The organism is Solwaraspora sp. WMMB335 (assembly GCF_049179075.1).
Taxonomy (GTDB): Bacteria; Actinomycetota; Actinomycetes; order Mycobacteriales; family Micromonosporaceae; genus Micromonospora_E.
Map to the genome: position 1 here is coordinate 960,868 of NZ_JBMHMF010000001.1, position 25,923 is coordinate 986,790.

The 25,923-nt window shown below is 70.7% G+C and carries 26 protein-coding genes; 7 read left to right on the plus strand and 19 right to left on the minus strand.

From position 1 onward, the window contains the following. The first annotated feature begins 12 nt into the window (after window positions 1-12). From ACN27F_RS03550 to ACN27F_RS03580, 7 genes are all read left to right on the plus strand, one after another. Entirely contained in the window at window positions 13-204 is a 192-nt protein-coding gene (locus tag ACN27F_RS03550; RefSeq protein WP_421431161.1) for a hypothetical protein, read from the plus strand. Between the two features lie 5 nt (window positions 205-209). After that, window positions 210-695 (plus strand): TadE family protein, encoded by a 486-nt coding sequence (locus ACN27F_RS03555; protein WP_421431162.1) that lies wholly within the window; start codon window positions 210-212, stop codon window positions 693-695. Then, entirely contained in the window at window positions 692-1,144 is a 453-nt protein-coding gene (locus tag ACN27F_RS03560) for a TadE/TadG family type IV pilus assembly protein (RefSeq protein WP_421431163.1), read from the plus strand. The genes ACN27F_RS03555 and ACN27F_RS03560 overlap by 4 nt, the downstream gene beginning before the upstream one ends. Further along, entirely contained in the window at window positions 1,141-1,596 is a 456-nt protein-coding gene (locus ACN27F_RS03565) for a pilus assembly protein TadG-related protein (protein WP_421431164.1), read from the plus strand. The genes ACN27F_RS03560 and ACN27F_RS03565 overlap by 4 nt, the downstream gene beginning before the upstream one ends. Before the next feature lie 30 nt (window positions 1,597-1,626). Beyond that, window positions 1,627-4,452 (plus strand): BTAD domain-containing putative transcriptional regulator, encoded by a 2,826-nt coding sequence (locus tag ACN27F_RS03570; RefSeq protein WP_421431165.1) that lies wholly within the window; start codon window positions 1,627-1,629, stop codon window positions 4,450-4,452. Beyond that, complete coding sequence (locus tag ACN27F_RS03575; RefSeq protein ID WP_421431167.1) at window positions 4,449-5,336, plus strand: DUF2637 domain-containing protein; 888 nt, start codon at window positions 4,449-4,451, stop codon at window positions 5,334-5,336. The genes ACN27F_RS03570 and ACN27F_RS03575 overlap by 4 nt, the downstream gene beginning before the upstream one ends. Before the next feature lie 836 nt (window positions 5,337-6,172). Further along, window positions 6,173-6,337, plus strand: a complete 165-nt coding sequence (locus tag ACN27F_RS03580) for a hypothetical protein (RefSeq protein WP_421431169.1) — start codon at window positions 6,173-6,175, stop codon at window positions 6,335-6,337. Between the two features lie 70 nt (window positions 6,338-6,407). On the opposite strand, the gene ACN27F_RS03585 is transcribed toward ACN27F_RS03580, so the two are convergent. The 19 genes from ACN27F_RS03585 to ACN27F_RS03675 all read right to left on the minus strand — a co-directional run bounded on the left by ACN27F_RS03585 (window position 6,408) and on the right by ACN27F_RS03675 (window position 25,286). Beyond that, on the minus strand, window positions 6,408-7,067 hold the full coding sequence (locus tag ACN27F_RS03585) for a hypothetical protein (RefSeq protein WP_421431170.1): 660 nt from the start codon (window positions 7,065-7,067) through the stop codon (window positions 6,408-6,410). 192 nt (window positions 7,068-7,259) lie between these two features. Continuing rightward, complete coding sequence (locus ACN27F_RS03590; RefSeq protein WP_421431171.1) at window positions 7,260-7,652, minus strand: hypothetical protein; 393 nt, start codon at window positions 7,650-7,652, stop codon at window positions 7,260-7,262. Further along, window positions 7,649-8,197: a hypothetical protein gene (locus ACN27F_RS03595; protein WP_421431172.1), complete on the minus strand. Its 549-nt coding sequence runs from the start codon at window positions 8,195-8,197 to the stop codon at window positions 7,649-7,651. Before ACN27F_RS03595 ends, ACN27F_RS03590 begins: the two co-directional genes overlap by 4 nt. A 107-nt stretch (window positions 8,198-8,304) precedes the next feature. After that, a complete protein-coding gene (locus ACN27F_RS03600) occupies window positions 8,305-8,718 on the minus strand; it encodes a hypothetical protein (protein WP_421431174.1) in 414 nt (137 codons plus the stop codon). Between the two features lie 23 nt (window positions 8,719-8,741). Further along, window positions 8,742-9,281: a hypothetical protein gene (locus ACN27F_RS03605; protein WP_421431176.1), complete on the minus strand. Its 540-nt coding sequence runs from the start codon at window positions 9,279-9,281 to the stop codon at window positions 8,742-8,744. Between the two features lie 93 nt (window positions 9,282-9,374). Next, the gene (locus ACN27F_RS03610; protein ID WP_421431177.1) at window positions 9,375-9,986 is read right to left on the minus strand and encodes a hypothetical protein; all 612 of its coding nucleotides are present in this window, start codon (window positions 9,984-9,986) and stop codon (window positions 9,375-9,377) included. A gap of 1 nt (window position 9,987) precedes the next feature. Continuing rightward, entirely contained in the window at window positions 9,988-10,974 is a 987-nt protein-coding gene (locus ACN27F_RS03615) for a DUF932 domain-containing protein (protein ID WP_421431178.1), read from the minus strand. A 170-nt stretch (window positions 10,975-11,144) separates the two neighbouring features. Next, entirely contained in the window at window positions 11,145-11,714 is a 570-nt protein-coding gene (locus ACN27F_RS03620) for a hypothetical protein (protein WP_421431179.1), read from the minus strand. Further along, a complete protein-coding gene (locus tag ACN27F_RS03625) occupies window positions 11,711-12,361 on the minus strand; it encodes a hypothetical protein (protein WP_421431181.1) in 651 nt (216 codons plus the stop codon). The genes ACN27F_RS03620 and ACN27F_RS03625 overlap by 4 nt, the downstream gene beginning before the upstream one ends. Window positions 12,362-12,443: 82 nt before the next feature. Beyond that, entirely contained in the window at window positions 12,444-13,706 is a 1,263-nt protein-coding gene (locus tag ACN27F_RS03630; RefSeq protein ID WP_421431183.1) for a hypothetical protein, read from the minus strand. Between the two features lie 432 nt (window positions 13,707-14,138). Then, window positions 14,139-15,191 (minus strand): M23 family metallopeptidase, encoded by a 1,053-nt coding sequence (locus tag ACN27F_RS03635; RefSeq protein ID WP_421431184.1) that lies wholly within the window; start codon window positions 15,189-15,191, stop codon window positions 14,139-14,141. Next, window positions 15,179-16,012, minus strand: a complete 834-nt coding sequence (locus tag ACN27F_RS03640) for a replication-relaxation family protein (RefSeq protein WP_421439931.1) — start codon at window positions 16,010-16,012, stop codon at window positions 15,179-15,181. The genes ACN27F_RS03635 and ACN27F_RS03640 overlap by 13 nt, the downstream gene beginning before the upstream one ends. Window positions 16,013-16,059: 47 nt before the next feature. Next, window positions 16,060-17,568 carry a type IV secretory system conjugative DNA transfer family protein gene (locus ACN27F_RS03645; protein ID WP_421431186.1) on the minus strand — a complete coding sequence of 503 codons (1,509 nt, stop codon included), beginning with the start codon at window positions 17,566-17,568 and terminating at the stop codon, window positions 16,060-16,062. An 86-nt stretch (window positions 17,569-17,654) separates the two neighbouring features. Further along, window positions 17,655-18,986, minus strand: a complete 1,332-nt coding sequence (locus ACN27F_RS03650) for a hypothetical protein (RefSeq protein WP_421431187.1) — start codon at window positions 18,984-18,986, stop codon at window positions 17,655-17,657. 38 nt (window positions 18,987-19,024) lie between these two features. After that, the gene (locus tag ACN27F_RS03655; RefSeq protein WP_421431188.1) at window positions 19,025-20,806 is read right to left on the minus strand and encodes a VirB4 family type IV secretion system protein; all 1,782 of its coding nucleotides are present in this window, start codon (window positions 20,804-20,806) and stop codon (window positions 19,025-19,027) included. Next, window positions 20,803-21,729 carry a PrgI family protein gene (locus ACN27F_RS03660; RefSeq protein WP_421431190.1) on the minus strand — a complete coding sequence of 309 codons (927 nt, stop codon included), beginning with the start codon at window positions 21,727-21,729 and terminating at the stop codon, window positions 20,803-20,805. Before ACN27F_RS03660 ends, ACN27F_RS03655 begins: the two co-directional genes overlap by 4 nt. Then, window positions 21,726-23,753 carry a hypothetical protein gene (locus ACN27F_RS03665; protein ID WP_421431191.1) on the minus strand — a complete coding sequence of 676 codons (2,028 nt, stop codon included), beginning with the start codon at window positions 23,751-23,753 and terminating at the stop codon, window positions 21,726-21,728. Before ACN27F_RS03665 ends, ACN27F_RS03660 begins: the two co-directional genes overlap by 4 nt. Then, window positions 23,741-24,181, minus strand: a complete 441-nt coding sequence (locus ACN27F_RS03670; RefSeq protein WP_421431193.1) for a pilin — start codon at window positions 24,179-24,181, stop codon at window positions 23,741-23,743. The genes ACN27F_RS03665 and ACN27F_RS03670 overlap by 13 nt, the downstream gene beginning before the upstream one ends. A 283-nt stretch (window positions 24,182-24,464) precedes the next feature. Then, the gene (locus tag ACN27F_RS03675) at window positions 24,465-25,286 is read right to left on the minus strand and encodes a hypothetical protein (RefSeq protein WP_421431194.1); all 822 of its coding nucleotides are present in this window, start codon (window positions 25,284-25,286) and stop codon (window positions 24,465-24,467) included. Window positions 25,287-25,923: the final 637 nt, after the last annotated feature.

Consider the following 25,923-nt stretch of genomic DNA (forward strand, 5'->3'; position numbering starts at 1 on the left):
GAGGAACACGCAATGTCCGCTCTCCTCACCTACCTGGCCGCCGAGCTACGGCACCGCTGGCAGGCAGCCCGCGCCAACCCCGACGGCGGCTACTCCACCGAGTCCGTCCTCGTCACCGCACTGCTGGTGACCCTGGCGATCGCGGTCATCGGCATCATCGCGGTCAAGGTCGCAGGCAAGGCCAACAGCATCGACCTCGGCTGACACCAATGCCGCCAACCACCACCGTCGCGGAGCACCGCGCCGAGCGCCGACCCTCCCCAGCGCTCGGCGCGGCCAGGCGGCTACGCGCCCGCCGCCGCCTCGTCGCCGGCTCCGACACCGGCGCCGCGACCGCCGAGCTGGCCATCGCGATGCCGCTCCTGCTGCTCATCGTCATGTTCGTGATCCAGGCCGGAGTGTTCATGCACGCCACCCACATCGCCCAGAGCGCCACGAATCGCGCGGCCAACGCCGCCGCCGGCTACCAGTCCAGCGCCGCCACCGGCCGCGACGCGGGTGAGCAGACCCTCGCCGCGATCGGCGATGGGGTGCTCAAGGACCCGTCGGTGTCGGTGACCCGTACCGCCACCGAGGTCCGCACCGAGATCACCGGCACCGCCGCGACCGTGGTCCCCGGCGTACGGTGGTCGGTCCGCGCCACGGTCGTACGACCCGTTGAACGCTTCGTCCCCGACGACGGAGCCGCGCCATGACCCATGCCGCAACGCGCGCCCGGCTTGGTCAGCGAGCTACGGGCGGGGACCAAGGGACGAGCACCACCGAGGCGGTACTCGTGACCCCGCTGCTGGTCGCCGTCATGCTGTTCGTGGTGCTCTGCGGGCGGCTGGTCTCCGCTCAGATGGACCTCGACGCCGCCGCCAGCGCTGCCGCCCGGTCCGCCTCACTTGCCCGCACCGACGCCGCCGCCCACGCCGCAGCTGACCACACCGCCCGGGAGACCCTGGCCGCCCGCGCCGTCACCTGCCAGCAGGTCAGCGTCACCGTCGTCACCGGTGGACTCCAGCCAGGCGGGGCAGTCACCGTCACCCTGGCCTGCACCGTTCCCCTGTCCGATCTCGCACTGCTGTCCGTCCCCGGAACCCGCACCGTGGCGGCCACAGCGACCTCCCCAATCGACGCCTGGCGCGGAGGCACATCATGAGGCCATCCGACGTCGGCCGCTGGTGGCGGCTACGCGAACGCGCCGGAGACGACTCCGGCCAGGTGACCGCGTTCGCCGTCCTCATGATCATCGCCCTGCTCGCAGTCGCTGGGCTCGTTCTCGACGCCGGGCTGGCCCTGACGGAGAAGGTCCGCGCCCTCGACATCGCCCAGGCCGCAGCGCGCGCCGGAGCGCAGGAGCTGGACCTGTACCAGTACCGCACCCGCAACGTCGCCGAGCTCGACCCGCCACGCGCCGCGTCGGCGGCACGCGCGTGGCTCGCCTCGGCCGGCGCCACGGGTGAGGCCACCGCGACGGCGACCACCGTCACCGTCACCGTGCACCGCGCGAGCCACACCCAACTCCTGCAGATCATCGGCGTACACCAACTCGAGGTCTCCGCGACCGCAACCGCGACTGCCGTGCAAGGCGTCACCGGCCCCACCACCTGAACCCTGCCCATCTGGAGAGGACGATCACGCATGTCCCGCGCCTTCGCCGTCATCGCCCGGACCGTGCGCGCCCTGCTCGCGTTCGCCGCGCTGGCCGGCTTCACCGCCGGGGTCCCGTGGCTGCTGATCGTCACCACAGGCTGGCCCCTCGACTGGATTGGCTGGCCAACCCTCGTAGCGATACCGACCGCGAGTGACCTGCACACTGCGGTCACGAGCCCGTGGTCCGATCAGATGCTCCTCGCGCTGCTCGCCACGATCGGCTGGGTGCTGTGGGCACAGTTCCTCCGCGACACCATCATCGAGATCCTCGAGACGTCCGCCGCCGCGTCAGCAACCCGACGCGGCCAGCCCCGACCCCCGGCGAGTGGACGCGGCCCGATCCGCTGGGTTGCCGCTGTGCTCGTCGGAGCGATCGCCGGAGCAGTGCTGTTCGACGCCGCCCGCGCCGTCACCAGCCCCACCACCGCCAGCCCCACCACCGCCAGCGCCGCTGCCGCTGACGCCGCCGCCCGTCGCCCAGCTGTGAACGTCACCCCCGCACACACCGGCACCCCACAGGCGACGCAGCACGGCCCACGGCCAGCGCTGACCGTCACCGCATCCGCCACCAGCACCGCGCTCCCGCTTACTGCCCACCGCGACAACCCCACCGTCCCGGCCTGGGCACGCGACGCCCCAGGAGGGATACATCAGGTCGTCGCTGGAGACAACCTGTGGGACTTGGCCGCGACTCACCTCGGCGACCCACACCGCTGGCGGGAGATCTACAAACTCAACCGGGGACACGAACAGCCCAACGGGTACTCCCTCACCGACCCCGACCAAATCCATGTGGGCTGGATTCTTGCTCTCCCCGCCGATCAGGCGACACCCTCGTCCGAGGCCGGCAGGCCAGGCACCAGCACGCCAGAGGCCGACGAAACAGCACCACCTGAGCCGGCAATCAGTGCTACGCCAGCGCCTAGCAGCCCAGAGCCAAGCGCGGCGACACCGCGTACCGCCGAACCGAGCGCAACCGACGACTCGGCCGAAGCCGACGCACCTCAGGCGGACACCGATCCGGCCGACGACGAGCCGACCGACGACGCCGGCATCACGCTGCCTACGCAGGGCTGGATCAGCCTCGGCCTGGCCGCCGCCATCGCTGCCGTCGCCGCACTGCTACGCCTACAACGACGACGCCGCGCCCGCCTCACCTTCCCGGCACCGGCCAGCCTCGCGCCGCAACCGTCCCCGATGCCGCCGTCCCTCGCTGAAGCCGACACGATCGGCAGCCGCAACCTCGGCCGCAACGGCGATGACCACCGGCCCGCCGCACCGGCCGTGCCGGCACCGGTCGGCCTCGACGCCGACGCCGCCGAGGTCAGCCTGTTCCAGCTATCCGGCACCGGCATCGCCCTACACGGTGACGGAGCCATCCCGGCAGCCCGCGCCATCCTCGCCGCCGTCCTCACCACCAACGCCACCGAGACCGCCGTCCTACGGCCCGTGGTCGTCACCACCACCAGCCTGCTCCACCAGCTCCTCCCTGAGGAAGCCCCGGCGATGGGCCTGGACCCCGACGGCACCGCCTACGACGGGGAACGACTCATCGTCCTCGCCGACACCGCAGCGGCTGTTACCCACGCTGAAGAAGAGATGATCGGCCGCAGGCGACTGCTGGACACCTTCGACGCGAACACCATCACCGACCTCAACACCCGCACCGACCACGCCGAGACCCAGCCGCCGTACGTGCTGCTCATCGAATCGACCAGCCGCCACGCCGCCCGACTCCAAGCCGTCGCCACCCACCGCGCTGCCCTGGACCTGCACCCAGTGATCCTCGGCGACCACGAAGGCATTCCTACCGTCGATGTCACCGCAGACGGCACCACGACAGGCACCGACGAGCCGTACCCCGTGACAAGGCTGTCCACCCTGGGCGCCGATGGCCTCGCCGCCATCCTGAGCATGCTCACCGACGCCCTCGCCCGCCCCGAGCCCGGCACCGACGTCGACGACCCGCCCGCCGAAACCTCCCCAGCCGCGGCGACCGTCGAGACGACCGAGCCAGTGCCCGTCCAGCCCGACGACGCACCGGCCCTGGTACAGCTCCGAGTACTCGGCCCGGTCACAGTTGCCACCGATACCGGCCCGATCGCGACCGGAATGCGCACCGGCTCGTACACCGTCCTGGCCCTGCTCGCCGCCCACCCCACTGGCCGGACCCTCGACCAACTCGCCGCCGCCCTACACCCCGACGCTGACCCGTCCGTCGCCGTCAAACGGGTACGCACGGACATCACCTCAGCCCGGCGGGTGCTGCGCACCGCAACCGGCCACGAGGAACCCATGTTCATCGTCTACGACCCCGCCACCGGCCGATACCAGCTCGACCCCGAGACCGTCACAGTGGACCTCTGGCAGATACTCACCTCCATCAACCAGGCCACCATCGCCACCGACGAGCAGACGGCCCTCACCGCCCTACGCCGCGCGACCGATCTCTACGCAGGTGACTTCACCGAAGGCCACGACCACACCTGGGCCACCGACTACGCCACCAGCTATCGCCACCAGATCCTCACCGCCCACGCCCGCATCGCCGAAATCCTCGAAACCGACCACCCCGACCAAGCGGTCGCCGCCCTCGAACGCGCCGCCGAACTCGACCCGGTCAACGAAGAGCTGTACCAGCGGATCATGCGCATCCACGGCCGCCAGCACCGCCCTGACGCCGTACGACGCACCCTGCGCCGGCTGGAGGAACGCCTCGCCGACCTCGGCGACGCCGAACCCTCCCAGGCCACCCGTCGCGTCGCCGAACGGCAGCTCCGGCCCACCGTCCCCGTCGGCGGGACACGACCATGACCGACACCCGCCTCCAACGACTGCAGTGGGCGGTACGGGCAACGCTCGCTCTCGGCGTGGCCGCCTCTGTCACCGCGAACATCCTGCACGCTCAGCCGAACCCGATCTCCCAGGCCATCGCGGCATGGCCACCAATGGCACTGCTCATCACGGTCGAGCTGGTCACCCGCGTACCCGTGCACCGCCGTACGCTCGGCATCATCCGGATCGTCGCCGCCTCGGCCATCGCTGCCATCGCAGCCTGGATCAGCTACCACCACATGGTCGGAGTCGTCGCCCGCTACGGCGAAACCGGCACCGTGCCCTACCTCCTACCGCTCTCGGTAGACGGGCTGATCATCGTCGCGTCGGTATCACTCGTCGAACTCGCTGCCCGTCGCCGAGAAGCCGAACGCCACCTGCAGGCGGTACGGGTTCAAGCACCCGCCGCACCGGCGCCCGTTGAGCCTGCGCCCGCCACGAGCGATATCGTGCCACGCGATCGGAGATCGCTGCCCGAGTGGCCGGTCGTCCCCGGGGATACGGGCACGTCGGGTCTCGGTATGGCGCGCGACACTGCCGAACGCGTGGCAGGCGACGATGAAGCAGACGGCCGCGAAACTGGCCACGACCCCGACGCAGAGTCTCGCGATGACGACTCGTCCGACGAACCGGATGATACCGATGTGGGCCTCACCCCGGATCTCGTACCGCTGCTGCCCGCCGCCCGCGCAGCCCGCGACGAGCTGACCCGCGAAGGCAACACCGTCAGCCGAGACGCCCTCGCACGCCGACTACGCCAGAACGGCTACTCCATCCGCAACAGCGCCGTGTCGCAACTCCTCGCCACGCTGCGCCAGGAGGCGCAATCGGTCGGCGGCTCCCGCTCCACCGCGTCGGTGTAGACGTGCCGACACCCTGCTCCGCGCCGCCGACGCAGCCTGGGCGACGCTACTCGATTGTGATCGGCGATGCTCGCCCACGGCGAGCTACTGAGGCCCGGCGGGCTGATCACCTTGGCCGCCTTCAAGTGACCGCGCCGCCCTCGAGCGGCGACGGGGCGCAGGCGGGTTATCCGAGCCGCCCCATGCTGGCGCTGAGGTAGCTGAGGCCAAAGCATGGAACGGCCGGAGGTTCGCCGGCCGTCAAGGATCTCCCTACGCTGTTCTGGCCGCGTGTCTCGGAGCGCCATCTCTGCGAGCGACGTATCGCGATCAGCCTGGATCTTTTCCTTGAGCGCACGGAACGCCAAGGTGGCAACTGTCACGACGCTGCCACTCAGCGGGATCCAGACGAACAGCTCTCCGAGCCCCACGGATCGCCTCCCTCACCGTTGGTCGAGAGAGGCGCACACGCACGACTCAGCTCGACCAGTCAACCTGACTGGACCTGCTGAGTCCGTGCCGCCGGCAGCTTGGACTCTTACCTGCTGATGGTCGCACCAAGAGGTGCGCTCCGCTGAAATCAAAAGTCCGGCTCGCCTGGCTCGTAGGCCGGGCGCAAGGTGTCGGTTCTAGTATAGCCGATCGCAACCCGGCGTCGCTGCGTTCTCAGTCCGGCACCGGTCGCGTTTCAGCGCGAGCCGTACCACCGTCGCGGCGCGGCTCAGGTCGAAAGAGCCTCGTCCGGCGCCAACACCGTACTGGTTCGGTCAGGCTTGATCGTTCCATTGAGACCGGGATGGATAGACGTGGGTGACCCCCCCGGGGCATCTACCGCAACCCATCGGAAGGAATCGAGCATGGACGACCAAATACCCACACGCTGGACGATCGAGATCGATGACGACGTGTACGACGTGCTACAGCGGACTGCCTCCACCCAGGCAACCGACATCAACGGCGCGCTGCGCTACCTAATCGAGGTCCCGACATCCAGGGCTGCCGTAGGCGACGACGAGGACTGACCAGCTCGAAGGCCAAGATGCCGCCGAGGCCACTTCCCGGCCTCGGCGGCATCTCTCGTACTGAGGTGGTCTACTTCCCGCCAGCGGTGCCGCTCGACGCGTACACGGCAGCGAGCAACCTTTGTGCGGTGCGTTGGGTGATGTCGAGTTGCTTCGCCAGCACGGTGCCGAGGCCACGCCGGTCGCGCCCGATGCGATCCGCCTCGCCGACGAGAGCGATGGCGACGGGAAGCCGAGGGTCGTCGGCGTACGGGTGCGGCTTGCGGGCACCGGTCGTGCCGGGGGTACGGCCGGTGGATTGCCGGCCGGTGCGGGCGTCAGCGACGGCCCACACCGTGCGCCGGTACCACAGGCGTCGTCGCCGTCCGTCTGGCAGCATCTCTATGCGGTCGGGACGGTCGAGCAGGGTGTCGGGCAGGTTGCGGTAGGAGCCGTAGCCGAGGACCCTCGCTGCTGTGCCAGAGCCGATGAGGTCATCGGGGTTGCCGCGGCGGTCGACCTTGGTGAGCTCGGCGCGCTTCGCGGCCTGGTGTGCTTCGTGGAATGTCTCGATGTCGTCGAGCCAGAACCACTGGCGGCCGTTGCTACGGAAGCCCTCAGGGAAGCCGAATCGGGCGTGGTGGCGGTGCCAGTGGTTGACGGTGGAGTAGGCCGCGCCGGTGTGCGCGGCGACGCCGGCCCGGTCGAGGGCTGTCCGTCCGTCGATCACGCGTCGTGCCACGCCGTTCATCCTCCCTCGCGGGCGGCTCGGTGGCCGTCCGCGTCGTCGAGGTGCGTGTGGCTCGGGTCGTAGGATCGGCGGTACGTCCGGCCCGGGTATTGGTGGTCGTGTGGCCGGCAGGTGGCCCGGAGCGGGCGAGGTGGCCGGTCGGGAATTGCGCGCACCCTCGGGTGTGCCCGCCGGCCACCGACCCATGCCGAGTTAGACGTGTGGGCGCAGCACTCGCCATGCGACCTGCGCCATGCGGTGCAGGGGCAGTGCGGCGAGTTTGGCCCGGGTAGCGGGTTTGGCGGCGTCGTAGACGGTCAGGATCGCGGCGGCGGTGGTCGGGTCCACCACGACCCCGTCGATCTTGCGTGTCGCGCCGCGCATGGCTTCGCGGAGGACCTCGATCACGTGGGGGTCACCTGCGGTCGCGTCGTCGGGGAGTGCGTCGATGTCGGCCAGTTCTTGACAGTCCGGGCAGGTCACGAGGTGAGGGTCCTCGGTGACGCGGGTCAGCGGTCCGTTGTCGAGGCCGCAGACCGGGCGAGGGTGCCGGACGGACTTGGCGTGGGTGTATGCGGGTGGGCGGTGCCGCGAGGTGGTGTTCACGACGCCGCCTCTGGGGGCTCGGGCCAGATGCCCATCGGGTTGCCGGGTGTGATCTGGCCACGGCCGGGAGCAAGGGTGTCGAAGACCGTCGAGTACGTCTCGTGGAGCAGGGCACGGGTTCGTGCGAGGTGTGTGCCTCGTACCATTTTTGCTGGCATCGCGTCGGCCACCCGCTGGATGAGGCCGTAGATGTTTCGGGTCTCGATGAGGTCGGCGCAGCCGTCGCAGGCGGACCATCGTTCTCCCCATGCTTGGGTGAGTGCGTGCTCGGTGTCGGTGCGGCGGACGCGCGCGGCGTGGTGCCGGTTGCGGTAGTCGCTGACGGCCACGACCTGCGCGGTGACTCGTCGGACATCGGTGAGCTGGTTGGCGCACTGGTAGATCCAGGTGGCGTCGGGTGCGGAGCAGAAGTCGCACTCGATGATCGGGTCGGGGATCTCGGTGACCGGTACCGGCTCGGCTTTGTGGTCGCTGCGTTCGCCGCGCTGCTCGGCCGCGTGGAGGTACTCGACGATGACGCCGTGGGGGTTGAAGCGGACGTTCACGCCTCGGCGGCACCGCCGACAGTAGAGCGGTTCGCCGGTCCGGCCCGGGGGCGTGCCGGGTTCGGTCGCCCTGTCGGGGTGTCCCGGGTGGGGGTGGTTCGAGGGCATCAGTGTCCGCCTCCGGTCTTGTTGTTGCCGGGCCGGTTGGGGTTGGCCGGGTCGAGGGTCAGCGCGAGGCGTAGGCGGGCGAGGTCGACCAGGCGCCGCAGGAGGCTCGCGGTTCCGTTGGCGAGGTCGACGTCGTAGTCGTGGGCGATGCGGCAGGCGTCGCGTAGTGCCACGCACGCGGTGACGAAGGCGGTTTCTAGGGCGGCGTAGTCGTCGGCACGGGTGCACCATCCGACCTGGGCGGCCGGGTAGGTGCGCTCGGTGCCGTTGGGGAAGCGGAGGGTGTAGCTGCGTGCGTGGGTCGTGTGCGGGGTGGAGTAACGCACGTCGATGACGGTGCCGAGTCGGTATTCGGTGGCGTCGGTTGGTGCGATCACCCGGGCGGTGTCGCCGTACTCCATGGATCGGTACATCAGGACTCCGTTCAGGGGTGGGTCTAGCTGGTGGGGTGGCTGGAGGTGTGCTGCCCGTCGCCGTTCGCGTCCTCGGACGGCTCGATTCGGCTCGTCATGCCGCCCGTCGCCTGTTCGCCGGCCGGCTCGTTGTCGGTGCTTGGGCGAGGCGGGAAGGCGGGGAGAATTCCGGCGAGGATGCCGCCGCTGTGCACGTCGGTGACGGCGGCGCAGGCGATGAGCGCGGCTCCGGTGGTGAGTGCCTGGGTCGGGGTGTATCGCACCCGCACGGCGCGGGTGTTGTCGAGGGTGGTGGCGCGGATCTCGACGAGGCGTTGTTGCCAGGTGGCGACGGGCAACTCGGCGTCGGGTACAGCCGTGACGGTCGTGTGAAGCGCCTCGCGCAGCGCGGTCCGCAAGTGCTCGCGTCGGCGGGCGGCAACGGCCTCCCAGCGTGACGCTTTCCTCGTGTTTGCTGTGTGGTCGTCGTCGGTCGAGGTTGCCGCGCAGGTGCGGAACCGTTCGGCGTCGGCGGTTGCCTGGGCGAAGTCGGCAGCAAGGTCGAACAGCTGGTCGGGGTTCATGCGGGTACTCCGTTGTCAGTAAGAGGGAAAGCACTTGGTGTGCCGCGCGGCCCCGGGTCGGACCGTGGGCCGCGCGGCAACACGTGGCGGCGGTCAGGCTGGGGTGGCCGTTGGCCCGGCGACACGGTCGGGGTTGGCCGGTTGTCCGGCGGTCCCGTGGGGGTCGAACGGTGGTGTCGCCTTCAGTTGGGGCAGACTCGGGTCGAGCTTCTGCCCGATGCGGTCGAGGCTGATCGCTCCGTACGCGGTCAGGTGCGCGCCTACGGCGAGGGCCTGCGCGCCGGTGTGTAGCACGACGAGGCGGCGGCCGGTCTCGTCATGGACGTGCAGCTCGACGTGGCCGTTGGTCAGCGGCCGGACCGGCATGAAGTGCTCGACCTGCCCCGTGTGGGGCAGCGCCGCCCTGATCACCTCGACCAGGGCGGGCCACCGCTCGTTGACGAGGGCGTCCCACTGCGCGGCCCGTGCGCTCAACTGGGCGTGTTCGGCCTCGCTTGTCGCGTGCTCGGCCAACACACGGGCGACCTCGGCCGCCGCGAAGGTGGAGCACATCTCGTTGGCCAGCGCGACCACTGTCTCGGCGGTGGGTGCCGGTCCGTACAGCGGCGCGATGCTGGGCTCGGCGGGGATGGCTGCGGTCCCGGTGGCAGGATTCCCTCCGGTACCGGGGCCGGGCATGGTGGCCCGGCCCCCGTGCCGGCCCACGTCAGACCGCCAGGAGTTCGAACGCGCGGGCCTTGATGTCCGCTCCGGCACCGGTCAGCGCTCGGGTGGCCCGGACGAGGTCGGTCTTGGCGGGGGCGAAGTGGTCCACGTACTCGGTGATGGCCTGGTAGCCGGCCCACCGGGTGCCCTTGATGGCCTTCTGCGTGTCGGCGTCGCGGATGAGGTAGCGCAACGTGTTCGTCCGTTGCTTGGCGTTGTTGCGTGCCGTGTCGGAGGCGTCGTCGGCGAGGGGCCACACCTGCGCGATGATCTTCTCGAACTCGCCCATGGTCAGCGACTCGTTGATCATCTTCTCGGCTTCGCTCTCGAAGGCGTCGAACGCCTTCCACATCAGACCGAGTGCCTGGCGCGCCTCGGCGATCTTGCTGGTGACGTTCGAGGTGTGCCGGAACGTGTAGGAGCTGCGCGACCGCTGGTAGGCGAGAGCCTGCGTGTTGGCGCACACGATCCGTACCGGGGTCGCGTCGAGGCGCAGCGAAGCGGTGCCGTCGTGGCTGGTGGTGGCCGCGAGATAGAGGTCCATGTCGTCCACCCCGGCGATCCGCATCGCGCTCGGCAGCTTCATGGTCACGAACACCGACCGACCCTTGCGCATGGAGCCGGCGGTCTCGAAGTGCGCGCCGGAGGCGTCGACCAGGAGGTTGAGTGTCTCGGCGACCTGCTCGTTCTGGACCACGCTGTAGTCCTCGCCGACCACGCCGAGGTACTCGGTCTCGCCGGTGACCGGGTTGGTCCGTACGGTCATGTACTTGTCGGGGCAGTCGACCTTCGTCACGCCCTTGTCGGTGATCTCGATGCCCTGGATGGCGATCTTGCGGACCTCCCAGCCGCCGAGCCACGCCTTGCTCATGACCTCCTGGGCAGTCATGCAGGAGTCGGTGACGGTGCCGAGTTGGTGCCAGGCGGACAGCCGCGCGGAGGCGAAGGCGGTCTCGCCGTTGGCGAACGTCTCGAGTTCGTGTGCCACGGTGGCACCCCTTTCCGGTCGTGTGGTTCGGGTGGGCGGCGGGCCAGGGATTGCGACCCCGGCCGTGCCGTCACAAACAATGTTTCCTACCTCTATGGGTGCATCAAGCCGATCGAATAGAGTCGATCGAGGTTTCTGTGGCGAATCTGACGCCCGCCGCCGGGCGCGGCCTACTGGGTGTCGGTGGCCGGTCGTAGCCGCCCGTCCGGCCCGTACACATAAGCGCGAACGGTTTTGAACGGGGCCGGTAGGTACACGGTGTAGCCGTGTTCGGGGATGAACCGGGTTCGGTAGGTGCGGGTGATTCCCAACAGGTACCGGTCGGGTTTGTCGCCGTGCGACCCCGGCGGGATGGTGCCCGCCCCGGGCCGGTCGGCGCGGGCGCGGCGGTGCCGACCGAGCGCCAGATGCGGGCATAGCGACAGCGCGGCGGTCATGCAGTCGGGGTGCCCCGGTGGGTCCGCGTAGCGCATCAGCTCAGCGGCCCTCGGGCAGCCGAGGAACGCCACCCAGTAGCCCATCGGCCCACCGCACAGCGAGCACCGCCGTTCGACAGCGAGGCGGGTGGAGATAGTGGTGTTGATCGTGGTGAAGTCCACGTGCGACCCACCGCCGGGATTGGGGTGGAGGTTGACCGGCGGGATGGGCAGGCCTCGCCGCGCGTCGTGGGGACGCGCGGCCAGCGACGCCGGGAGGTCGGGCCGGTCGGCGGTGGGATCGATGCCCGATGGGCCGGTCACGACGTACCGGCCGCACGTCCGGGCCGGGCATCGGTCACGGTGATGTGCGGTTGCTGTGCCCGCAGTACGGCGTGTGCCTGTTGCCATTGCGCCTCGGTGAGGCACCGGGTGACCGGTGCGAGGTTCGCGCAGCCCATCGTCACGGCCATGAGGTCGGCGGCTTCCGGCGAGTCGAACACGGCCACCATGTCACCGCCTGCGACGACGTACACGCGTGTCTCGTCGGCGGACCGGCGCGATCTCGGGTCGGTGCGGTGGTACTCGGCCAGCCACCGGCCGACGACCTCGGCCAGGTGGCCGGTCACGTCGTCGGTGTCGTAGCCCTCGCCATCGAGCCACGCGAGGTGATCGCTCACGGTCCAATCAGGGTGGATGAGCCAGGATTGCCGGACGGCCTGCCGCATGGTCAGGCGTGCCGGAGCGCCGATCGGTTCGGCCGGTTGTGAGCCGTCGGGGCCGGGCACTGGACATAGTGGGGTGCCGTCGCGGTGGGAGGTGTCCGGACGTGGGGCGAATCCGTCGAGGGGCCAGTGACGCGGCGGCACGGGGCGGGCCGGTTCCCCGCATTCGGGGCAGCGCAGCGGCCCCGGTGCGTGCGCCGTGGCGTTGGCGGGGTGGTTGTGGTGGGGGTGGTCGTGGGTGGTCATGGTTCTTTCCTTCCGTGGCGTTTGCGGGTGGGCGTGCGGGTGCCGGGGCCGGGCAGGATGCCCGGCCCGGCGGGGCGGTGGGTCAGGCGGCTACCGGCGCGGCGGTGGCCTCGTCGGTGGTCGGATCGTCACCGGTGGTGGTGTCCTTGGGTGGGGCCATGAACGCGCGGACCTCGGCGGTCGGGGCGGGTGGGTTGTCCGTGAGGGCGTAGGTTTCGGGTGCCTCGCGGGTCAGGATCAGCACACCGGCCCCGCCGAGCTTGGCCATGGCGTTGCGGACCGCGCCGGGGCTCCGTCCGCCGATCTCACGGGCGACGGTGCCGGGGGTGACGTCGTGGCCGGTGCCGAGGTCGCGCATGAACGCCTCGACCCGGTTGCGCAACTCGTTCTTGCCGAGCTTGGCCGATCCGTCGCTGTTGATCTCACCGGTCGTACGGCCGGTGCCGGTGACACGGCGAGCGGAGGGGCGGCGGATCTTGCGGGTGTGCCCGCAGGTGGGGCACGTCGTGTGCGTCGGGGCGTTGGCCGGGTCCACAGCGGCGAGGTCGCCATCGGCGATCACCCACAGCTCGTTGCCGTCGTCGTCAACCGGCAGGCGACGGGCGGCACCGGCAACCTCCATCGCGGCGAGGATCGTGTCGCCCATCGCAACCGACAAGCCACTTTCGCCGATCGCCGCGTCAGCGGTGATCCCGTCCGGGTGCCCGCCCAGGACACCAGCCATGATCAGCACCTTCAGGTCAGGCTGACGCGCGGCGACCGGTGCCCCGGACACGGGTGCCTCGGGCAGCGTCGCCTCGTCGGTCGTGTCCGCCGCCTCGTTGGTGGTGGGTGCGTTGTCCGGCGTGGGTCCGTCGGTGGTCGCGGGTGCGTCGTCCGGCGTTGGCTCGTCGGTGGTGGCCGTCGGGTCGTCGGTGCCGGTGGGCTCGTTGGTCGGGTCTGGCGTCGTGTCAGTGGTGGCCGTCGCGTCGTCGGTGCCGGTCGCCTCGTCGGTGGAGGTGTCGTCGTCCGGGGCCGTCTCGTCGGCCGGGTCCGGGGTCGTGCCGCCGGTCGCCGGGGTGTCGTCGGCGGAGGGCGACTCGTCGGTCGTGTCGGGCGTTGCCTCGGTGGGGGTGGCGGGTTCCCAGGTGTCGGCGCTCTTGCGGTTGCCCTTGGTCGGGTCGGGCGTGCGGGTGGCGGTCCCGGCCGTTTCCATGTGCTGGAGTGCCTCGGTCACGACGGGCAGCGGCAGGCTCGCCTGTCCGGCCAACTTGCGGGCAGTGACGCCGGGGTAGTGGCGCAACGCGTCGGCCACGGCGAACCGGGCCTCGTCCGTGCCGGGGGTCAGCAGAATGTTCGCGGTCATGGCGAATACACCTCCATACAAGGGGTCGACAATGGCGATTCCGCATGCGCGTGGTGCGCATTTGTTTTGCGGTTCGCCGGGGCGGTTTTTGTTGCCCACGTCCATGGACGCTCGATACCCCGGTGATTGTCAACCACGTTGCCCAAGACTCTTTAGGTGGGACGCACCCGCACCGCTTCCGCGCTCGATTCGGGAACAGTCATGGTCGTTCGTTGCGCCGTCCGGTGGCCCCTGTTCGTCGCTGGGCCACGTTCGACACTCGCCCCTAGTGCCGCACAGGGTGGGCGACATGCGGGGCGCTCACGCCATCTGACGGGGTCGCGGATTTTCGGCCGAATAGGACGATGTCGCGTGCCTGGTTCGCCGGTCGCGCGGCGGTCACCGCAACCCATGGTGACCTCTGTGGATGGTGCCGAAAATCACTTCACTGATTCACAGGGCTACGCCTCTTTGGTGCATGAACGGAACCGGGTCAACGGCATTGCTACTCGCGGCGGGGTAGCCTTCGTGGATCTCGAAGTGCAAATGTGGTCCGGACGAGTTTCCGGAGCTTCCGACATGCCCGATTGGCTGACCGGCGATCACCGTCTGCCCGACCGTTACGGTCGGTTGCCTGACCATGTGGCAGTAGCGCGACACGATGTCGCCCGCGTGGCGGATCTCGGCGTACCAGCCGCACCCGCCGAGTCCCGGGTGGCCGTCGCTGTCGCACGGCATCGGGTCGCCGGTAGGTTCCCACGAGTTGCCATCGATGTTGCACAGGACGCGCACCACGACGCCGCCGGACGCGGCCCGGATGGTGGTGCCTTTCGGGGCCGCGATGTCGACCCCGTCGTGGCCGGGCCGGCCGGCGGTGCGGAAACCAGAACCGGCCGTACCCGGCACCGGGCGGGCCCATCCGGAGGCGCTGATCGGTGGGCCGTCGCACACGGGCAGCGTGCCGCCGGTGTACGCGGCGACGATCTCGGTTGCCTGTGCCTCGTGCCGGGCGTATGCGTCCGGGTACGCCGACCGTTGCACGGCTTGTGCCGCGTCGGTGAGCGGTAGCCGTTCCCACCCGGGCACGGCGAGGAGACGCTCGTAGAACATGGCGGCGGCGTACTCGGGGTTCATGATCTGTTCCGGGGTGTCCCACCCTTGCGACGGTCGCTGTTGGAACAGCCCCAACGAGTCGTGGTCGTTGTCCGGGCCGAGGTGCCCGTGGTTGATCAACGAGGATTCCTGGAGAGCGGTGGCAACGGCGATCACCCATCCGCGCACCGGTACCCGCATCCGCTCACCCACGGCGACGATGACCGAGGCGTTGTGGGCTTGTTCCGCCGACAACCCCGCCGGGACCGCCCCCGGTGTGGTGACCGTTCCGGCGCAGCTACCCCCGCCACCGCCACCGCCGAACACGGACGAGACGACACCGGCGGTGGCTGAGGTGAGTAGCAGCACCGCGACAGCGGCCCCGACCGCGACCCACAGGGCTACCCGTCCCACGACGCACCACCGTCCCCGCCTGGTGCGGGCAGGTCGGCCAGACGTACCCGGTCGGGGTGCCCCACGATGCGCCAGACCGGTCCCGCCGGACCGCCGGACGTCGCGGCGTGGTCAGCGGCGGCGGTGGCCACGGTCACCCCGTCCGGCACCCCGGACCGCCGCAGATGGGCGTGCAGGTTGGCCTCACGGGCGGCGGTGGGCAGCCAGACCAGCACCGGGTACGCACGTCGGGGCGGTAGTGCGGCGTAGCCGGTCAGCTTGCCCGCCACCCGGGGAAGGGTTTCGGTGCCGAGGTCGACCTCGACCCAGAACGGCACCGCCGGGCCGTTGTCGGACCACACACCGTGCCCGTCCGGGCGGACCAGGTTCCCGCACGCCTCCCGGCAGCGTGCCTCGTTCCACCACCGCGCCAACCGCGTCCCGGGGTGCGTGCGGGCGTGAGCCGTGAGCGCGACGAAGAACCCGTTCACCGTGATCAGGTGGGAGAGGGTTGGGGACATGGCGAGTCGGGCGGTGGCGTCGCGCACAGCAGCCGGACGCGGCAGCGTCTCACCCCGTCCGGCCGCGATGAGGGCCGCGCCGACCGGGCCGAGGGTCCACCTCCATGCTTGCGAGCCGGGCCGTTGGTAGTGGCGGAACCGGTCGAGGACGTCTCGATCGTGGAGGGTGTTGAGCCGGTTACGGGCACGGCCGACGGATCCGAAGGCGAGGTCGACGAGCTGGTCGGTGGTGAAGGTGCGGTGTTGGTCGAGCAGGTCGAGCAGGAGCCGGTCTCGGGGGGTGAGCCGGCCGAGTTCGCTGGCTACGACGGACGCCGTCAGGCGGGGACTGCCGGTGGCAGATGTGCGGGTAGGAGGGATATCTCTTATCAGTCGGTTCCGGTCCACGGGTCCTCCTCACCGCCGTCCACGTGCGCGTACGAGGTGTTCAAGGGGGTGTGTTCACCCGGCTGTTCGTGGTCGTTGGGCTGCTCGTTGGATCGCTCGTTAGAACTCTCGTTAGACCCCTCGCCCTGAACAGAGAAGGTGTTACGGCCCACCAGGTCAGCAGCAGCGGCGTCGACCGGGGCGGACGGTTCAGCGGTGGCCGAGGCGGTGGCGGCTTCGGCAAGTAGCCGTCGCCGCTCCTCCACCGGCAAGCCGGTGTGTTCGCGGGCCGCGCGGCGCAGCTCGCCGGCACGCCCTTTGGCGGCCGGTGGTGGCGGTTCGGCGTCGGCGGTAACCGGTGGGACGATCCGCCCGCCCGCGACCGGGCGCAGGACGACTTCGTAGCCGCCGAGGCGGATCAGGTCGCCGTCGTCGAGGTACGGGCGTAGGTGCCGGGCTTGGTCGATGGCGTCTCGGGGTGCGAGGGCGAAGTACACCTTGTTGCGGGCGTTGGCGTCGATCGCCTCTACCATGTCTCCGGACAGCTGGCCCAGGTACTGATGGGCGAGGACGAACGAGGTGTGCAAGCCACGGGCCTCGGCGAGGGCGTCATCGATCCCGATGGGCAGGTGCAGGAAGTTGTGGCACTCGTCCAACACGATCATCGCGTCGGGGCGGTCGTCCTCGGGGATGCGGGCGCGGGCGGTGGTGGCCTGCCACAGCCCCGCCAGCAGGAGGGAGCCGACCAGGCGGGTGCCGTCCTCACCGAGGACTCCCTTGGGCAGCCGGGCGAGCAGGACGCCGCCGTCGAGGATGTCGGCGAAGGAGAACGTGGTGGCCGGCACCCCGAACAGCGACGCCGCCATGGGGTGCGCCAGCACGAGGCGCAGCCGGGACAGCAGCGGGGCGACGAGGCCGGAGCGTTGGGTGGCGGGCAGCTCGTTGAACCCTTCCCAGAATTCGCCGAGGGTGCTGCCCTCCCACGCGTTCAGCTTGCTGGTGGCCGTGTTGACCCGGCTGGTCCGCCACTTCGAGTCCGACAGCAGCCGCGGTAGTTGGGCGAGGGTGGCGCCTTCGACGTGGGCGAGGGTGAGCAGGCCGTGGTAGCAGATGTCGGCGGTGCGGTGGCCCCACCAGCGTGACCACACCTTCGCCATCACCGCCGTGAGATTCGCGGCGACGTCGTGCGGGCTGCCTCCGTGTACGGCCGGGTCGAGCAGGTTGATTGCCGGTGGCGCGGTCTGTTCGTCCGGGTCGATGAGGACCAGGCGGTCACCACAGTCCTTCGGAAGCCGGGCGAGCAGGTCTCGGATGAGGTCGCCCTTGGCCGGATCGAACGCGGCCACCCCACGTCCGGCGGTCACGTCGTCGAGGATCATCCGCATCAGCAGGGTCGTCTTGCCCGTACCGGTCGGGCCGAGCGCGTGAAGGTGGTAGCGGCAGTCGACCAGAGAGATGCCGACTCGCATCGGTGGTCCGACGTTGGCGACACCGATGACCTTGCCTCCCAAGCCCTGTCGATCCTTGACAGGCACCAGGTTCAGCCTGGGGCCTTCCGGGCTGGAGGGGGGTGCCACGGCCTTGGGGTTGGTCTTGCTCATGAGGTGCTCCACGCGGTTGGCGGGTCGTCGGCGTCGGGCGCGGCATGGACTGCCGCGCGGTGGCGTGTGTCCTGCTCGGTGGCCCGGAAGATGTCGCGGGTCGCGGCCCGGCGGCGTGACGCCGCGCCGGGCAGGCCGTAGGCGGCCGGCTCGGCGGGCAACCCGGCGAGGGCGGCAGCTTCCGCCACGGAGACGAGGATCATTCGAGCCTCGGGCACCCACCGGTCGGCCGCCGCGACCGCACCATGCCGGAGCCGGCGGCGGGTGAAGTGCGCCGACAGCAACCCGAACCCGGAGCTGATATCAGCGACAGCAGCGCGAGCGGCAGGCATGGTGGGACCGGTGGCGATCGCGTGTACGGCGACGAGCAGGTGAGGTGCGTCGGCGTACTTGGCCCGCGCCCGCCGAGCCAGCTCGGCGGTGTACGGGTCGGTCGGATTGGTGCGTCTCTTCGGGCTCGACGGGCCGGGCGTGACGATGTCCAGGACGCCGATGATCAGCGCGCGTAGCCCGTCGGCGAGCAGCCCGGCGACACGGGAGACACCTCGGGGGCGGTGGACGCGCTGCGGGTTGGTCATCGCACGACGCAGCAGCCGCAGCCGGTGAGCCGGAGCCCGGCCGAGGTGGACCTGCAGAAGTGCGCCGCCGGTGCGCCCGGCCGAGGCCAGCCCGCCGTAGACCCCCCGGAGCCGGTCCTCCTCGGGGGCGCTCGCGTCCCTGCCTCGGCGGTGGGTAGGCGTGGTGTCTTCGACCAGGGGCAGCCATTCCGGCTGAGTCGGCCAGACCGCGAGGGCTGCGACGGCACCGGTCGTCGGGACGGCCGGCGGGTGGGTCTGCTCGGCCCTCACGCCGGGCCAGCCGCGTTGCAGCAGCCGCACGACGGCGGTCGGGTTGACCCCGGGTGGCAGCCACAGCCCGCAGCGCATCCCCTCCGGGTCGGCGGCGACTTCCCAGACGAGCCGGGCCGGACGCAGCGCCCACCGGCGCGGCGCGGGCAACACCGTGGCGAGTAGCCGCCACAGGCCGACCGTCGCAGCCGGGGTGGCAGTCACCGGCGGGGTGATCTCCAGCCACCGCGCGTCGGCGGCGTACCGCCGCCAGACGCTCCGCCGCCACACCGCCCACAGGACTCGGATGGCGACGAGTGCCGCCACGGCGGTCAGGAGCAGCGGCCACCGGTCCCGGGCGAGACGCCACACATCGGTGGCGTCGTCGCCCCAGGATCCGCACAGCAGCTCCCCGACGATCGAGTCGGGCACGCCGCCCTGGCCGGGCACACACACGGCGGTGTCCGAGGGCTGCGGGGACAGCGTGATCGAGGGGACCATCGGGAACTCCGATCGGTGGTGAAGGGTAGCGGGCCGGGTCAGCGGCGACGGGCGGCCGGGCCGGTGACGATCAATTCGTGCTCGGTGGTGGAGGCGTGGCTGTGGAACGCCACTCGCGCCGACCCGGCTGTGAGGAGGGCGTCTCCGCGCTGGCAGGACAGCAGGAACGCCCGCTCGCCGTCGGTGAGGCCGAACGCCTCGGACACGGCGTCGATCGCCTGCGGCGCCTGCCGCAGCAGCACCTGCGTGGCGGCGTTGGAGACGACGGCGCGGCCGGTCTTGGTAGCGAGCACATCAGCGGCGTCCTGGGTCACGACGGTCAGACCGACGCCGTACTTACGGGCGGACTTGGCCAGGGTTTCCAGGAACACACCGCCGCGCCCGCCGGACAGCAGCTTCCACGCCTCATCCACCAGCACCATCCGCAACATGTCCGGGCCGGCTCCGGAGGCGGTCGCGCCGCGTACGGTGCGCCAAATCGTGTCCAGGGTGATCAGGGTGCCGACCGGATGCAGCTGTTCGGGGAGGTCCTTGATGGCGAACACCACCAGGTGCCCGAGCGGGGCGGTCGTGGTCGGTCCATCGAACAGGCCCTTCATGCTGCCGGCGATATAGGGATGCAGGCGGGCTGCGACTCGGCGGCCGGCGTCGTCGGTGTCCTCTAGAGCTGCCGTCACGTCAGCGAGCAGCGGCGCCGGTCGTCGCCAGGTGCGCGGGTCGGTGGTGATGCCCTTCGCCCGGTACGCGGCGAGCACCGCCACGTCGAGCGAGCGGGCCTCGTCGCCGGGCAAGGGCGCGCTGGCGGCGGTGTCCCCGCTACCCATGACCGTCACGAGCGTGTGCATGAACCGTGCCCGGTCGTTGAGGGAATCGTCATCGCCGGGCGGCAGGTCGAGGGGGTTGATCTTCACCCCTGGCGCGCCGAGGCGGATGACGGTGCCGCCGACGGCGTCGGCCAGCCGCAGGTATTCGTCTTCGGGGTCGATGACGAACGCCTCCACGCCGAGGCACAGGTTGCGCAGCAGGTCGAGCTTGGCCAGGTAGGACTTGCCTTCCCCGGAGCGGGCGAGGATGACGGCGTTGTAGTTGGACTGCGCCCACCGGTCCCAGACGACCACGCCGGCCGAGTGCAGGTTCAGCCCGAACAACACGCCCATGCCGCTGTCGGCGGCGGTGTCGGGCAGGTCCGGTGACGTGAATGGAAACGTGGCGGCGAGGGCGTCGGTGTCGAAGACCCGTTTCATCTCGAGCGCGTCGAACGCCAGGGGTAGGCCGCTGATCCAGCCCTGCAACTGTCGCCAGGTCACCGGCGCGGTGTCCAGTAGCAGCGACGCGGCCAGGGACCGCACCTCGGCCGCCCGGTCTGCCAGTTCGTCCGGGGTGGTGCCGTGGACGGTCAGGTAGAGGCTGAGGCGGAACAGCCGGGCTTCGCCTCGGGCGACCCGGGCGGCCAGCTCGGCGGCGTCGGCCGCGGCGGCATCGAGCTCCGGGTCGTCGAGGCGGCCCTTGGCCGCGTCCCGCCGGCGGGAGGACTCGAACCGGCCGCGCTGCTTGCGCAGCCGCTGTGCGGCCACCGCCGGCGCGACGGGCTCGATGTGGAAGGCGGCGTCGACCAGACCCGGGTAGGCCAGGATCGGCTCGGCCCACCCCGGGCCGACCTCGGCCGGGTAGCCGACGACAGCCAGGGTGGCGCTGTAGCCGTCTCCGACCCGCACGTGTCGGCCGTCGACCTCGACGGCGTCCGGTGAGCCGGGCAGGATCACGGCCGATTCAGGCACAGCGGGCCGCCGCTTCGGCCGTAGTGCGGAGAGCAGGCTCACCGCTGGTCACCTCCGTCAGATGGGGCGTAGGACACGAGGGGTGGGGCGGCGGGGTCGAGGCTGGCCGCGAGCCGCACCGCCGCGTCCGGTCCGTCGAGGACCCGGGCGGGAACCTCGCAACCGGCGAGGGCACGAGCCGCCTCGGCCGCTGTGTGGGCGGCGTGGTGCGCGCCGCGTCGGCTCCGCACCGCGACGGTGATCTGCCGGTGCAGCAGCTCCCGCCGCGCGGCCAGGTCATCGAGAAACCGGACGTGGGCGTTGGCGGCGTCCTCCAACGCGGGATGCGGCAGCCCTGGCGCGGCGGCGAGGAACCGGTTAGCGAGGTAGGTCAGGTCGACCCGGTGCGCCCGCACCACGATCTGTACCGGGCCGTCGAGGCTGTGCAACCACCGCGCGAACCCGGCCACCAGACCGTTCTGCTCTCCCGCCGTACGCAGACCGAACGCCACCGTCGACGCCGCGACCAGACCGGTGGTGCCGTCTGAGCCGAGATCGACCAGACCCTCCGGCGTGATGCCCTTCGCCGGTAGCCGCAACGGTGCGGGCAGCGGTAGCCGGTCACCCGGCCCGGCGGTGGTGGAAACCCACGCCGGGGCCGGGATGACCGGCCCGTCGGCCGGCACGAGGTGATGCGGGCTGCGGCGGTGCCGCAGCGCCGCGAGGACCCAGGCGTCGAGGCTGATGCCGTCCCGGCGGCCGACCGCGAGAAGGAACGCCCCGGCCGCGACCGGGATCGCACCCGCGAGGAACACCAGCGGATGCACCACCGTGGCCACCGCCGTCCACGCCGCGTACAGCAGCAGACCCGCCACGGCCAGGATCACCAACTGCCGTCCCGACATACCGAACACGATTCGATCAGCACGCTCGACGTCTGCGGGAACCCGCGCCCGCATCGGGGCCTCGTTGCTACGGCGGCTCATCGCTGATCATCTCTCGGTTTCGGGGACGGACGACGCGCCGGAGCGGACGACCCCACCGACGGGGACGGCCCGGTACGGGCGGCGGTCGGACCCGCCGAGGTAGCACTGGTGACCGGGGACGGTGTCCCCGGTCGGGACGGGGCCGGGCGCGGCGACGGGGTTGCCGACTGCCGACCGTCCGGGGACGGCGGTATGGGCGGGGTCGATGGACGGGGCCGGACGGTGCTGGTGGCCGGTGCTCGCCGGGCGGTGGCCACGGGTCCGGCGGTGGGGGTTCCCGCGTTGGCGGCGGCGTGTCCGTTCGCGGTGGCGCGCCGTGCCGCTGTGGGCCGTGTGCCTGGGGTCGAGGCGCGTCGTGGCCCGCCGGTCGTTGGTGTGGCCGGAGCTGCGGAGAACACTGGTGTGACCGGGGCAGGTGGCCTGCGCGGCGCGCTCTGCGGCGCAGGAGCCGCCGAGAACGTCACCGCCGGTGCCGCGCCACCGGGTGCGGCTTTCGGTGTCGTGGTGGTGGCGTTGCTGAAGGCGACCCTGGCCGGTGGCGCGGCCGGTGCCGGCGGACTCGGCTGGGCCGGGGAAGGGTGGGAGAACTGCACGGACGGGACGCCGCCGGACGGCGGTGCCGATGGGGTGGACGGGGTCGTCGGGTGGCTGAAGGTCGGGGTGGCGTTGGTCCCAAACGGCGTCGGCAGCGGCGTGTGGACGGCCGGGGCGTGGCTGAAGGCCACCGGTCTCACCGGTCCCGGCGGGACCGAAGCTGTCCCCGGACGGGGCGGACGGGGCGGACGGGGACTGCCGGGCGACGGACGAGGACCCGGCGGACGAGGCGCTGCCGGACGGCCAGCCGTCCGTCCGGCGCTCGCGCCGCCCAGGACACCGGCCGCCGCCCCGATCGTCTTGACCATCACGAAGGCGTGGACGAGCTGACCGATCAGACCCCGGCCGTTGGATCCGAGCGGGCCGAGGACGAACTGCCGCATCCAGCCCGGCAGCTTGATCAACAGCCACAGCATCGTCAGGCACACCACAACCCCGAGGAGCCCCTGCCCGGTCGCCGGTATGCCCATCACGGTCGGTCCAGCGGGGGTGAGGAAGACCTTCACGGCGGCCATGACGACGATGGCCTGACCGAGTTGCAGGCCGAGGCAGGCCAGGACGCAGCGCCACCACAGCTGGGCCACGCCCTCGGTGAGCGGGCTGGCGTGGCAGATCAACGCCGCCGGGGCGACCCCGAACAGGATGACCAGCGCCGCCAACCGCAGCACGAACGTGAACTCCAGAACGAGGCACATCACGATCACCGCGATGGCCAGCAAGGCCATCAGGAACCCGCCGCCTCGCAGGGCGTTGTCCACGATCTGCCGGATCGCCGTCGCTGCGGTCGGCCCGTCGATCGTGTTGCCAGCGATAGCGATGGTGAGCGCGTTGGTCAGTTCGATGGCCTTCTGCCCGATGATCAGGCTGCAATTGGCCAGTGCGACGCCCACGGCGATGCGGGGCAGCACCTGCTTGAGCCCGTAGGAGGTTTGCAGGGTCTCCCTCGCGGTGACCAGGAACCCGCCGACGACGACGAACAGCACGACGACGCCATTGGCGACGATCAGGCTGGTCGTCCAGATCGCCCGCACTTGCTCATTCGCGGTGAGGTCCGGGGTGGACAGCCACGACGCGCCGAGGGCTTCCACCACCGGCTGCAGCGCCTGCTCAGCGGCCCACACGACCAGGTCAACGACGGCCTTGCGGGTCTGGCCACCGACGTCGTACCAGGCCGGATCGTCATCGACCTCCGGCGACGGCTGTCCAGTAGCCGGGGCGGGACCGGGCGTGGGCGCCGGTATGGGATCGGGATCCAGCACGTCCGGTGGCACGGTGGGAGTGCTGGGCGGGCCGGGTGCCGGGCTCGGCTGGGCGTGCGCCGGCCCGGCGAAGGCCAGCCCTCCAAGGAGCACGACGCCGAGCAGCAGCAACGCCACCCGCTGGACAACGGGATGAGGTCGAATCGAGAAGGTGACCATCACGCCACCCACGCGCCGACGATGGAGACCAGCAGCGGCGCAAGCAAGGCTCCCGCATAGCCGATTGCCGCGCTACGAAGGGCGAGCTTGCCTTTCTCGACCTCGCCGGGCTCACCGCTGGTGTAACGCAGGAAGCCCACCGTGAGGCACAGGGACGCCCACGAAAAGAGGATTCCGACCAACCAGAAACGGATGTTTTCGACAACTTGGTCGATCGACTCAACAGCCAACACAGCAAGGTCAGGCCCAGCCGCGTACGCCGCTGCCGGGACGGCGACGAAAGAGACCATCACCGCAGCGACACCGAACAGCCTCAGCGAGGCGCGGTCCGTACGAGAGAGGTCTCGGCGGGGACGGCGGACGAACGGCCGTCCCCACCCGGCGATCCCGGGGCGACGGCGAGCCGCCGCCCCGGGACGCGCAGAGGGGTTGTGTTCCATGGATGGGGCACCTCCGGTGCGCACGCCCAGGCAGCCCGCAGCAGGGCGTGGGTGCGCGAGTGGCTGGCGAAGGCGGGACCGGGCGATGCGCTTGATGAGGTGACCTCGGATGCCGACCGGAGCGGCCGTCCTCCTCACGGGAAGGCGGTGAGCCGGAGACCGTACGGGGTGTCAGCGCCGTCAGCGGTCCGGTCGGAACAGGGGTCACCTGCGCGGAGAGTCCCGCACTAGGGGATTACAAATCCGGGCCTCGGATTGGAAAACCGCAGCTCAGACAAGCCGCTCACGGACGTTTGCGGGCGGTCGGGGCGTCGAGGACCAGGGTCGAGGTGGCTTCGTTGACCACATCGTCGTACGGGTCGGACAGCTCGCCGGACTCGATCGCGGCCTTCAGCCGGGCGACGGCGGCGGTGCGCCGCTTGTAGAGGTTCCAGCGCGGCTGGCCGGTGCGTTCGGCGTACGCGGTGAGACTGACCTCTTCCAGGTGCGTCGCACCGATCAGCTCTGCCTCCTGCACGGTGATGACCCCGGCGGGGACCGCGCGGGCGAGCACGAGATCCGGGTGCCCGTACGGGGCCGGCGGCAACACCGCACCCGGAGCGTGATTCGGCACCCCGGACGACGCCGGCTCCAGGTCGCGCAGCTCGGCGCGGGCCTTGGAGAACGCGGCGGACAGCAGGTTCCCGACCACGCCCGGCTTGGCCACATCGACCGTGCTGAGCGCGCGAAGGAAGTACTCGACGATGGCGGCCTGCACGTCGCCGCTGAACAGCTTGGCCAGCAGATACGCCCTGAACCGCAGACCCGGCAACGCGACACCGACCGCACCAACCCTCCACGCTGGGTCGCCGGTACGGGCACGCTGCACGAGCAGCCGCCATGCCGCGTCCCGGGCGGCGTAACCGCAGGACGGGTGCATCAGGATCGCCGACAACTCGGGCAGGGCAATTGCCCGGCGGGGCAGAGCCAGGCCGAGGGCGCGGCCATCCACCGATAGCGGGCTCGGTCCCTGCCCCATCAGCCGAAACCGGTACTCGATGTCGTTGAGCAACGTCTCGCCGTGCCGTGCGACGGCCGGCTCGGTAGCGGGGATACGACGGTCCATGGTGGTGCTCCTCCGTGGTGACCGAGTGCCGTCCGGCGGGACTGCCGGTCGGCGCTGTGCCACCACGCCACCAGGGCGTTTGGACAGATCATGAACACTCGCGATCTTGTTCAAGCGGTCTCGACACGTGTTCAGCCCGGCTGCCGCCGATGCCCGTCGATGCGCGTTGGCGGCAGCCGACCGACACCCGGCTGAGGATGTTCAACCCGTGGTCAGGCTGTTCAACGCCCCTGCGCGCGGCCGTTACCGCTCGAGGCAGCTGACTTGAACACTCCCGCAACAGATCCACCTACACGGATGTAGTCGGAGGTCAGGAGAGGCCGCAGAACGCAACCGGCGTGATCGTGTTCAAGCCCCGAGGCGGTGAGCCCGGTCATGTTCAAGCAGAGGGGGATCTTGTTCAATCCGGCTAGCGATCTTGTTCAACCGGTCGCGGCTCCATCGCCGGCCCCTACCGATCAGGTAATGCGAACGGTGAGCCTCGTCGATGCCCGCGACCTGCGTGTACAACCTGCCGATGACCTTGTTTAGCCCCTCGGCGTAGGGCAGTGTGCCAAGGTCGGCGCGCGGCAGGCTTCCAATCCGAGGTCCGGATTTGTAATCCCCTAGTGTCAGCGCTCGTCGGCGGACGTGGCCC

Excerpts from the sequence above, each read along its gene's own strand:
- ACN27F_RS03550 (WP_421431161.1), top strand. The coding sequence starts at position 13 with ATGTCCGCTCTCCTCACCTACCTGGCCGCCGAGCTACGGCACCGCTGG.
- ACN27F_RS03555 (WP_421431162.1), top strand. The coding sequence starts at position 210 with ATGCCGCCAACCACCACCGTCGCGGAGCACCGCGCCGAGCGCCGACCC.
- ACN27F_RS03560 (WP_421431163.1), top strand. The coding sequence starts at position 692 with ATGACCCATGCCGCAACGCGCGCCCGGCTTGGTCAGCGAGCTACGGGC.
- ACN27F_RS03565 (WP_421431164.1), top strand. The coding sequence starts at position 1,141 with ATGAGGCCATCCGACGTCGGCCGCTGGTGGCGGCTACGCGAACGCGCC.
- ACN27F_RS03570 (WP_421431165.1), top strand. The coding sequence starts at position 1,627 with ATGTCCCGCGCCTTCGCCGTCATCGCCCGGACCGTGCGCGCCCTGCTC.
- ACN27F_RS03575 (WP_421431167.1), top strand. The coding sequence starts at position 4,449 with ATGACCGACACCCGCCTCCAACGACTGCAGTGGGCGGTACGGGCAACG.
- ACN27F_RS03580 (WP_421431169.1), top strand. The coding sequence starts at position 6,173 with ATGGACGACCAAATACCCACACGCTGGACGATCGAGATCGATGACGAC.
- ACN27F_RS03585 (WP_421431170.1), bottom strand. The coding sequence starts at position 7,067 with ATGAACGGCGTGGCACGACGCGTGATCGACGGACGGACAGCCCTCGAC.
- ACN27F_RS03600 (WP_421431174.1), bottom strand. The coding sequence starts at position 8,718 with ATGTACCGATCCATGGAGTACGGCGACACCGCCCGGGTGATCGCACCA.
- ACN27F_RS03605 (WP_421431176.1), bottom strand. The coding sequence starts at position 9,281 with ATGAACCCCGACCAGCTGTTCGACCTTGCTGCCGACTTCGCCCAGGCA.
- ACN27F_RS03625 (WP_421431181.1), bottom strand. The coding sequence starts at position 12,361 with ATGACCACCCACGACCACCCCCACCACAACCACCCCGCCAACGCCACG.
- ACN27F_RS03630 (WP_421431183.1), bottom strand. The coding sequence starts at position 13,706 with ATGACCGCGAACATTCTGCTGACCCCCGGCACGGACGAGGCCCGGTTC.
- ACN27F_RS03650 (WP_421431187.1), bottom strand. The coding sequence starts at position 18,986 with ATGGTCCCCTCGATCACGCTGTCCCCGCAGCCCTCGGACACCGCCGTG.
- ACN27F_RS03660 (WP_421431190.1), bottom strand. The coding sequence starts at position 21,729 with ATGAGCCGCCGTAGCAACGAGGCCCCGATGCGGGCGCGGGTTCCCGCA.
- ACN27F_RS03670 (WP_421431193.1), bottom strand. The coding sequence starts at position 24,181 with ATGGAACACAACCCCTCTGCGCGTCCCGGGGCGGCGGCTCGCCGTCGC.
- ACN27F_RS03675 (WP_421431194.1), bottom strand. The coding sequence starts at position 25,286 with ATGGACCGTCGTATCCCCGCTACCGAGCCGGCCGTCGCACGGCACGGC.